11 protein-coding genes are annotated in these 8,803 nt (G+C 35.0%); 9 read left to right on the forward strand and 2 right to left on the reverse strand.

The features are described from left to right. The 3 genes from FTT74_RS13040 to FTT74_RS13050 all read left to right on the forward strand — a co-directional run. Positions 1-100: integrase core domain-containing protein (locus FTT74_RS13040; RefSeq protein WP_179989160.1), on the forward strand; the 100-nt coding region annotated here is incomplete at its 5' end. A 142-nt stretch (positions 101-242) separates the two neighbouring features. Then, on the forward strand, positions 243-542 hold the full coding sequence (locus FTT74_RS13045; RefSeq protein ID WP_179989159.1) for a hypothetical protein: 300 nt from the start codon (positions 243-245) through the stop codon (positions 540-542). A 331-nt stretch (positions 543-873) separates the two neighbouring features. Next, on the forward strand, positions 874-1,149 hold the full coding sequence (locus tag FTT74_RS13050) for a hypothetical protein (protein ID WP_024435959.1): 276 nt from the start codon (positions 874-876) through the stop codon (positions 1,147-1,149). A gap of 42 nt (positions 1,150-1,191) precedes the next feature. Here FTT74_RS13050 and FTT74_RS13055 read toward each other — a convergent pair whose 3' ends face one another. Both FTT74_RS13055 and FTT74_RS13060 read right to left on the reverse strand, forming a co-directional pair. Next, complete coding sequence (locus tag FTT74_RS13055; RefSeq protein ID WP_005236300.1) at positions 1,192-1,374, reverse strand: hypothetical protein; 183 nt, start codon at positions 1,372-1,374, stop codon at positions 1,192-1,194. 99 nt (positions 1,375-1,473) lie between these two features. Further along, positions 1,474-2,223, reverse strand: coding sequence for a metallophosphoesterase (locus FTT74_RS13060; protein WP_179989158.1), 750 nt, complete (start codon positions 2,221-2,223; stop codon positions 1,474-1,476). A gap of 581 nt (positions 2,224-2,804) precedes the next feature. Between FTT74_RS13060 and FTT74_RS13065 the strand changes: the two genes are divergently transcribed. The 6 genes from FTT74_RS13065 to FTT74_RS13090 all read left to right on the forward strand — a co-directional run. Beyond that, the gene (locus FTT74_RS13065) at positions 2,805-4,439 is read left to right on the forward strand and encodes an HNH endonuclease (RefSeq protein ID WP_179989157.1); all 1,635 of its coding nucleotides are present in this window, start codon (positions 2,805-2,807) and stop codon (positions 4,437-4,439) included. A 78-nt stretch (positions 4,440-4,517) separates the two neighbouring features. Next, the gene (locus FTT74_RS13070) at positions 4,518-5,102 is read left to right on the forward strand and encodes a class I SAM-dependent methyltransferase (protein ID WP_179989156.1); all 585 of its coding nucleotides are present in this window, start codon (positions 4,518-4,520) and stop codon (positions 5,100-5,102) included. Continuing rightward, positions 5,095-6,102: an HNH endonuclease domain-containing protein gene (locus tag FTT74_RS13075; RefSeq protein WP_179989155.1), complete on the forward strand. Its 1,008-nt coding sequence runs from the start codon at positions 5,095-5,097 to the stop codon at positions 6,100-6,102. Before FTT74_RS13070 ends, FTT74_RS13075 begins: the two co-directional genes overlap by 8 nt. 189 nt (positions 6,103-6,291) lie before the next feature. After that, entirely contained in the window at positions 6,292-6,873 is a 582-nt protein-coding gene (locus FTT74_RS13080; protein ID WP_179989154.1) for a restriction endonuclease subunit S, read from the forward strand. A 14-nt stretch (positions 6,874-6,887) separates the two neighbouring features. Beyond that, positions 6,888-8,150, forward strand: a complete 1,263-nt coding sequence (locus FTT74_RS13085) for a class I SAM-dependent DNA methyltransferase (protein ID WP_179989153.1) — start codon at positions 6,888-6,890, stop codon at positions 8,148-8,150. A gap of 334 nt (positions 8,151-8,484) precedes the next feature. Next, positions 8,485-8,803: hypothetical protein (locus FTT74_RS13090; protein WP_179989152.1), on the forward strand; the 319-nt coding region annotated here is incomplete at its 3' end.

An 8,803-nucleotide genomic window follows, 5' to 3' on the forward strand; every position in this document is an offset into this window, starting at 1 on the left:
GGATGAAGTACAAGATTATGCAACAAACTGGTTGTGGCATTACAACCATGAAAGACCACATCAAGCTAACAAAGGAAAGCCACCTCTAATGGCTGCTTAACCTCTACTTTTAACTTCGGTTATTTATGGGAGGATTACCGGGCGAGTAATGAAACTTTATAGTGTCAGCCCTTATAGTTTTTAAATTCATCTTCATGAGTACATGATAACTTCAGTATTGACTGAATATTAAAGGATTATTTGTGAGTCGAAGTGTAAAGAGGCAACTCAGTTTCTTTTTAATCGTACTTTGCGGAGTAATTGCCTATAATTATGTGGCTACTCGTCAAATAGAACATACGGTGGTGAATTCTAGCGTTCAAGAGCGTGAGCGAGCATTTATACAAAAACGCGCTGAATACATAAAAAGTCACGGCGAGACAAGTATAGCTGAGCAAGAAATTAATAAAGAATTGGCACTCAGAAGAGGGTATTCTTTAATTAATAGTTCGTCTTCATATCAGCGTGTTGAAGAGCAAGATCTTGAAAAGTTTGTAAAGTGAGATAGATATTATAGTAGATCGGATTGTTTCTAAAGATAATGCAAAAAAAGCCTATGAATCCTCAGTAAAAAATCAAAAAAGATGAAATAATAAAGGAGGATTATATCCAGGCTATACTAAACGGAGTTGATCAACTTCCTACGAAAATCGTCAGAACTGATTAAGATAAGATGGAGTTTCTAGAGGATTGATTTTTAAGACATTACTTAAGTTTTTATTTTATCTCTGTGATTTTAATGAGGTATTGCGGGATAGTTAGATCATTACTCAATTTTAATTTATGTCATAATTTATTAATCTTAATTTCAGATAAAAATCAAGGAGACAATGAATGTCGAGAAAAGTAATAATGACTACAAATGAAAGACGTCTTCAAGTATTAAATCAAATGCGTGCTAGCTACCGTGGTGTGCAGCTTTTAAAGCAAGATAGAACTAGATTTATACAGCATAGTACTACGGCTCAATCTAGCTTATTTTCCACAAGCGATAGTAGGTATCATGCATGTGATGAACTATCAATGGAAACGGATGAGAGTGATGTGTTGAAAGAAACTGCTGAAGCTATGTACGCATCTACAGGTGATACAATTTGGTTAAGCTTTTAAATATAAAATTCAAGCGCTTTATATCGTTTCAATGAGCAGAGTTCAAAATTGCTTGAGTACGTCGTCAATTGATATTTCCTCTTCCACATAGAAAATACCATTTTGATCTGCTTTCATTTTTTTAATAGTCATACCTTCAAGCTTGGCAATCTCGATTAAATCGTCAAGTATTTGATCTGCAATTTTATTTTTCCAATCATTTTCTGGGTCTAAAGGATTCGACATGAGTTTCTCCTAGTTCATGGTGTAGAAGCTAAATCAACAGTACTATAGGATGTATGATATTAGAGTTGGTTTAAATTGCTTCAATACGAGTATGACTACTTAAACTTCGATGATCAAATTTTCTCTAAACCCATTTTTACCTTGCTCTGGTGGATAACCCAAAGGATTGATCACTAATCTACATCCATCGACTACAGTATCCACTGATGTATGCGTATGTCCTGCAATCCATAACTTAAAGCCTTTTACATCTAGGTCATTAATAAAATAGGGATTGAGTGCTGCTGCAACAGGATGCGTACCCCAATATGGATCAAGACAAGCTAAATGAGGCGGGAAGTGAGTAATGACAATCACATTATCTTGATCCTTAAATTTCATAATATTTTCATGATATTTTTTAAATAATTCTATGTAGTCATTAGCAGTTATCGTTCGATGATCACTGTCAATCATGATTTGATCGAAATCATAAATCGATTGTTCAGCATCTTTTTGGGACTGTAAAAGTACCTCAGGAGATGTAAGTGGTGAATTGGAGCGAAAGTTCGTAAACAGCGTGCCACCTACAAATATTTTATCTTGAATTTTGATATGGTTGTCATCAAGTAGTGCATTTTTTGGGTAGTTTTCTTTCAAGAAATTCACGACTGAACTGTAGTTAGAGCTGTAGTAATCATGATTACCTAAAACAAAGATAAATTTTTTATTGAGAGATTTACATTTTTCGGCAAACTCAATTGCACCGCTTAAGCGATTAGAAAAATCGCCAGCGTGAATAATGACATCAGCTTGCTCTGATATTGAATATTTGGAATTGTGAGTATCCGATAAAATTTGCAGTTTCAATCTACTTCCTTTATTAAATCACGCTGCTTAAATATATAGAGTTTCATTGCGATCAGTTTACAGCAACTAAATATTGTAGAAATTATAAGATACTTATCTGTATTCTTAAGCCTCTAAAAATATAGGGAATTATTTTTGAATTGATTGATCAAATATTGATCATAAAATTTGACCAATTGAATTTATGCACATAAGATAAAGATGTTACAGCAAAATCTGTGACCAGGCGTGGAAACCTGTTACTCAACGAACTAAAGAGTCGCTTTTAGTGGCTCTTTTGTGTCTACATGGCGCTTTTATGGTAAGCCAGGTAGGGCAGTCTTTGACTGGCCGTTTCGTTGAGCGGTATTTCCACACCCTATTTGGTTTGCCTCCATCTCGTGGAAAGGATGTTGGCAAACGACAATCTATCAACGAGGTTTAAAATGCGTCTTTATATTATTTCTATCTGTTTTTTCTCTAGCAAAAAGATACTTCTGAATTAATGAATATTTACTTCATTAATCACTAACTTTAATTTTAATTACTTCTAATTTCGTAATCTTACGAGATATAGAGAAGTATTGCCTAGAGAAAATAAAATGGCCCGTACTAAGCTTTTAACCAATATTATTCAAAGAAAAATGATGGTGCCTGACGAAATGTCGCACTCAAATCTGCACCATAACTTTGAAATATCACTTTATGACTTCGCCAACCATGAGATCCTAGAAAAACTATATAAAGCAGACAATCAACGCTCCACAGAGTGCTGGAGCCCTGCTGAAATTCAGGAGTTTATTCTAAACTGTTTGAATGATCGTAATGTCAATTTATGCGTTCGCTATTGGAAAGATGCTGCTGGTAATATTTATATCATCGATGGTGGACACAGGATTTCAATTATCTATGCTTGGATCAAAAGATACTTTATTGATGAGCAAGTAATAGGAGCCCCAAAATTCACGGCACCACAAAAACGAGATATTCGTCAGATTCGTAATCGATTAGGTGGATTAGCTGATTTTCAAGAGTTATGTAGCGATTCTGAGTTTCAGCAAAAATTAAAATCAACCAAACTTAATTTTATTGAAGTGATTGGGACACCTGAGGAAGCTCGAAAAGCCTTTTGTTCAATCAATTCGGATACGAAACGATTAGATCCAGATGAAGAATATCATTTACAAAATAGGGGAAGTGATGCTTTTTATGTGATTTATGCGTGTTGTTATATAAACGATAATAAATCCAACTTGGCTGAACTGAATTACGAGCGGATAAATGAAGTGATCACTTTGGGTGAGCAAATTCATGATCATCTTTTTAAGATAATACTTTTAGAACCGGATTTAACACACGGTAAAAAAATCGGCTTGGTCAATGAACTCCTGAATATCATGTTGGGTGATACTAGTCAGAATACTGTGAATATAGACCAAGGTCAGCGTGTAGAAAATTTAATGCTAAAACTTAGAGTTGTGCTGTGTCGTATCGCAACACCACCAATTAGTATTCGGATTCCAAGTTTGGGCTTACACCCAAAACTATATTTTTATAAAGATAATCGTTTTCAAGTGACATCCTTTTTGGCCTGGTTCTCTATCGTCTGTGAAATTGAAAAAGACTGTTTTGAAATACAGAATAAAAAGATAGATTTTATTGGATTTACTCGAGCACGCCGTGGTGTTGAAAGTTTAATTGAAAAAATTCCTGTGGCGATTAAAGAAACTGTCGGTAAGTTTGGTAGCGGGATCAAATCACATGAGCGATTGAAGAACGTGTATCAGGCCTTTATCTGTATTGGACTGAATATGGATTTAGATTTTGAAGATGAAGTTTGTTTGAACACCGTCATTCTTTCGATGAGTCAATCATTTGATTATATTAATTTTAATGATTTTTACCTTGACCGTTTTGGTGGTGATTATGATGAGAGTATTGTTGATGATGTTGTGAGCTTTGTGCAATCAGTAAGATCATCAAAGAAGAAAAAACCTCTAAATTTTTCACTCGCGGCCAAAAGAAATCTTTATCAACGTGAGGAAAGGAAAACTTGGAGCTATTGTGAAGTATGTGATAGCGCTCTATACCTTGAATCAACTGAAGTAGATCATCGAGAATCGAAAGCAGAAGGTGGCTATGGTGTTTTAGAAAATGGAGCAATTATTCACCCGATATGTAATCGTTTTAAGTCAGATCGTGCTTTGGAAGAAGTAAGAGCAGATTTATTTGACTAAAAAGATAAGGGAGCAAATGCTCCCTTATCTTTTTGTTTTTTAGTAGTCTGGGGTCAGTGTTTAGCCTAAGCAATCAATATGAAAACAATAGACTATTACAACCAATACGCAGATCAATTTTTACAAGCCACGTTGTATGTGGATATGGAAAGCCTATACCAACCATTTTTAGCTGAGTTGCCAGATTCTGCACGCATCCTGGATTTAGGCTGTGGCTCAGGGCGTGATACTTTGGCTTTTAAAAATAAAGGCTATCAAGTTGATGCGACGGACTATTCTGAAGTATTGGTCGAACGAGCGACCCAATTGACAGGAGTACCTGTTAAGCAGCAAAGTTTTTATGAGCTTGATATGCACGATGTTTATGATGGGGTATGGGCATGTGCCTCCTTACTACATTGTGCTCGTAACAGTCTCCCTGATGTTTTAAAACGTATTCATGCTGCATTACGCCGTGGCGGTGTGTGCTATATGTCTTTTAAATATGGAACAGCAGATAGAGTAAAAGGCGGTAGGGCGTTTACTGACTTAAATGAAGAGCAGGCTCAGGAATTGTTAGATGGGTTGAATGGGGTTAGGGTGTTAAAACATTGGATTACAGTAGATCAGCGACCAGATCGACAAGAAAAATGGCTGAATGTACTTTGGAAAAAACATGCCTGACTTTATTCCAATTGCGCAGGAACAGCTTAAGTTCCTTAAAAATATTCAGCTGATTTTACAGTCAGGTAGTTTTAGTAGCACTTATAAATTTGCATTGCTAATTAGCCTAAGCCGATTGGCAATTGAAAAAGGTGAAGACTCAGGTAAAAGCTTAGAACTGGAATATACGGACATTGCTGAGAAATTTATCGACTTGTATTGGAAGCAAGCGGTGCCATATGTGTTTAATGATAAAGGTCAACTCATCTTAAATCAGAATAATGGTAAGCAAGCAGCGATTGTAAATCGAATCATTGGGCTTCGTCAGAGTTACTCATCCCTTGGACTGTTAAGACGAGATTCATTGGTGTGGTTGAAGCTAGTTAAAGATGTCGCTCGCACTGTAAAAGACATGCCAGTCCGCTACTTGCAAAACATCAATGGTCAAAATTTTGAGTTTTTATATCAGATTAATCAATGTGGCAAGCAACTTATTCTTTTACCTCAAGTGATGTATTGCCTACGTCAATTCAGCGAGATCATTGAAGAGCTGTGTCAGAAACGTTGGATTGATTACATTCGTAAAAACAGTAGCAATGCGCCAATTTTGAATAAATTACCGAATCTTGAACAATTCATGTTTGAGCCAAGTCGGAACCAATTAAATGCAGTAGCAAGCGTGTTGGTAGAGCTGCAAGACTGTAAATTTTTTTACTGCAACAAGCCGATGAGAAAAGGCAATTATGCTGTTGATCATTTCATTCCATGGTCTATGTATCCATCAGATACAGGTCATAACTTCGTGTTGGCAGATTCAAGCTGTAATTCTAAGAAAAGTAATCTACTCGCTTCTGATGAGTTTTTGCATAAGTGGAAAGAAAGAAATGAAGAACAGGATTTGATCATTGTAGATCGAGTTTCTGTTCTTGGTTTTTTAACGGATAAAGAGCGGTCACATAAGGTGGCAGAGTGGGCGTACGTTCAAGCAAAAAATAATGGATATATTTACTTCAGCTCATAATTGAAGTTGTTAAGTTAAGTTAAGGTTACTGCTTACTCAACATTTCAATATTTAAGCTATTGGTTAAGAAGTTTTCTTGTTTTAATTAAAAAAGTTTTAATAAAACTATTTACAAAGTGGTTTGCGAGAGCTACTATTTGCTTAAGGAAATTTAAAAATAGTTTTGTTAAAACTATATTTGGAGTAATTATGAAACTAAATGAAATATGTTCAAGTATTACAGTTGGAATCAATAAATTCAATGATACTCATGAAGAGAATTTAATCCAAGTCAGTTTATTGACAGGTCAAAGCCTAAACGATAAAGGTTTTCTGGATTTAAATACCCGTACAACGAAAACAGTATTTGTCGATGAGGAGCTTATTGAAAAAAAGAAATTAAAAGAAGGTGATATTGTTTTTTTATCAAAGGGCACAAATCTACGAGCTTCAATTGTGACTGCAGAACAGGAAAAATTAAATTTATTTGCTCCTGCAACATGTCTAGTCATCAAGGTAGATTCGGAAGTTGCTTTACCAGAATTTTTAATTGTTTTCTTAAACAGTGAATATGGTCAAGCAGTACTCAATAGTTTGAATAAAGGTACGACAATTATGAATATTCCTGTGAGCAGTCTAAAGGATATTGAAATTTCAGTACCAGACTTATGGGTACAGCACAAATTGGCAGAAGTATTTGACAAAAATAATCAAGTCTTGCATGCAATAGAGCAACTGAAAGTTCAACAAATTAAAGCAACCAATGCCGCTTTTCAAAAGTTGATGGCCTAAATAGGAAATTAAAAATGAAAAATACAATCGAATATTTAGATGCCTTATCGACTATGACAGGCACGATGACACGTAGTGCTGCATTAGAACTATTTACTTTGATTGCTTATCTTGTAAAAGAGAATGGAGAGGAATGTGAGAAAGTAGCCTCATCTACGCACGATAAAATTTCTAATTTTATTTCTGAATATGTGACTAAAGAACATTTATCTTGGTTCAATACGAATTCTATCAGATGGAATAGCAATCAACTTGCTAACATTTTTCAAGTATTTTTAAGTTTGCGTAAAGACTGTTTAAATCCTAAAGAATATGGAGAACAGGCATTTAAACTTCTGAAAGAATATGTTCTACATCATCCAAAGACGTGGGAGATGTTCTATGTTGATTCACAGAATATCTTGAATGTGTTTACGGCTGTTGTTGGGACTGTCGAAGATAAAACACTTTATGATGGTGCATGTGGTTTAGGTTTATTAGCACACGAGCTTAATACTCAAAATCTGATATTACGTGACATCAATGCAGTAACAGTAGGTATGGCAAAACTGCTTTATGCGTTAAGTGAGAAAGAGGCGGATATTCAGCAGTCAGATTCATTAAGTGATGGTGCTTCAAGCCTTGGGGTCGATGTAGTAGTTAGTACGCCACCGATCAATTTGAGGGTGTCTGAATCCTTTGTAGAAGGACAAAACTATTTAAAAGAATTATTTATTACTGCTCGAATCCCTACGAGTGCGTCTGAGAGTTTGTGGATTCAACAAGCACTGTACAACTTAAATGCGCATGGTAAAGCATATCTTCAGATCATCCCTGGTTGGTTATTCAGAGGCGGGTATGATGCAGAGCTGCGTGAAAAATTAGTGCAGTTGAACTGGGTCGAAGCTGTGGTGTTGTTACCTGCTGGTATTCTGACAGATTCAAATATTGAAATGAGTTTGCTTATTTTAAATAAAGCGAAAAACAAAGATACCATTCGCCTGGTTGATGCACGAAGCTTTGGTGAGCGTCAGCGTCGAAAGCTTCATTTAAGTCTGAATGATGCAGAGAAAATAAAGGAACTACTCTCGGTTGATCAAGAGACTGAGTGGTCAAAAAATGTCACTATCCAACAGGTCAAAGCCAATAAATATAGCTTACACTGTGCCGAATATTTTGATGTCCATATTGAAGTTGAGCAGTTAGATCTTGAGCATGAACTCGCATTACTGCAAGAAAAGCAAATTCAGTATTTGAGTGTGAAGGATGAATTTAATCAGCTCTTAAATAACATTTGAATGAGTAATCTTACTTAAATAAAAGTTACTCATACCACTGAATTTAGATTTAAACATTTGAAACAGATTTTAGGTTTAGAAGCATGAGTCATGCTGACTCTACTACGACAAAGTGAATCACAAGTTTTTGAGGAAATTCGTGATTTTTACTCCATTGTTTCTCTTTGTGCTAGGATACTTGAAATACAGGAAGAAGTTTTAATCTGGCTTAATAGAGAGGGAAGTTATCAACAAATTATTTTTATAGATAACTTATCATATTGATTGAAAAGTCGACTATATATTCTGATTCGCTCAAACCGAGAAGGATTGAATAGCTAAAAGTGTTGTAATGATGAACAAAAAAATTATTGTAGAGCAATTAAGGGACCAGCTAGATGGTTATATTTCCATAGATAAACTGTTTTTCTTAAATGCATATCAAATGGGGCAAATACAAAATATACAGTTTGTTTCGCAATTAAATATTTTGCTTAATAAAGTTGAAGAATATACCGTATCTATTAATTGTTATGAGATTTTAAAAGAACATCTACCATTTAGCTTTTTGGATGCATATTTCGATTATTCATTAATAGAAAATAAGACTGAAAATGAAATAGCGGATTTAGACTCTTTATTTGATTTTACGAATAGTTTTACGCAGACTGAAG

The organism is Acinetobacter sp. YH01007, from assembly GCF_013420425.1.
In the GTDB taxonomy this organism is placed as follows: Bacteria; Pseudomonadota; Gammaproteobacteria; order Pseudomonadales; family Moraxellaceae; genus Acinetobacter; species Acinetobacter towneri.

Coding starts and splice junctions, on each gene's coding strand:
- FTT74_RS13085 (WP_179989153.1), top strand. CDS start 6,888: ATGAAAAATACAATCGAATATTTAGATGCCTTATCGACTATGACAGGC.
- FTT74_RS13080 (WP_179989154.1), top strand. CDS start 6,292: ATGAAACTAAATGAAATATGTTCAAGTATTACAGTTGGAATCAATAAA.
- FTT74_RS13050 (WP_024435959.1), top strand. CDS start 874: ATGTCGAGAAAAGTAATAATGACTACAAATGAAAGACGTCTTCAAGTA.
- FTT74_RS13055 (WP_005236300.1), bottom strand. CDS start 1,374: ATGTCGAATCCTTTAGACCCAGAAAATGATTGGAAAAATAAAATTGCA.
- FTT74_RS13070 (WP_179989156.1), top strand. CDS start 4,518: ATGAAAACAATAGACTATTACAACCAATACGCAGATCAATTTTTACAA.
- FTT74_RS13075 (WP_179989155.1), top strand. CDS start 5,095: ATGCCTGACTTTATTCCAATTGCGCAGGAACAGCTTAAGTTCCTTAAA.
- FTT74_RS13065 (WP_179989157.1), top strand. CDS start 2,805: ATGGCCCGTACTAAGCTTTTAACCAATATTATTCAAAGAAAAATGATG.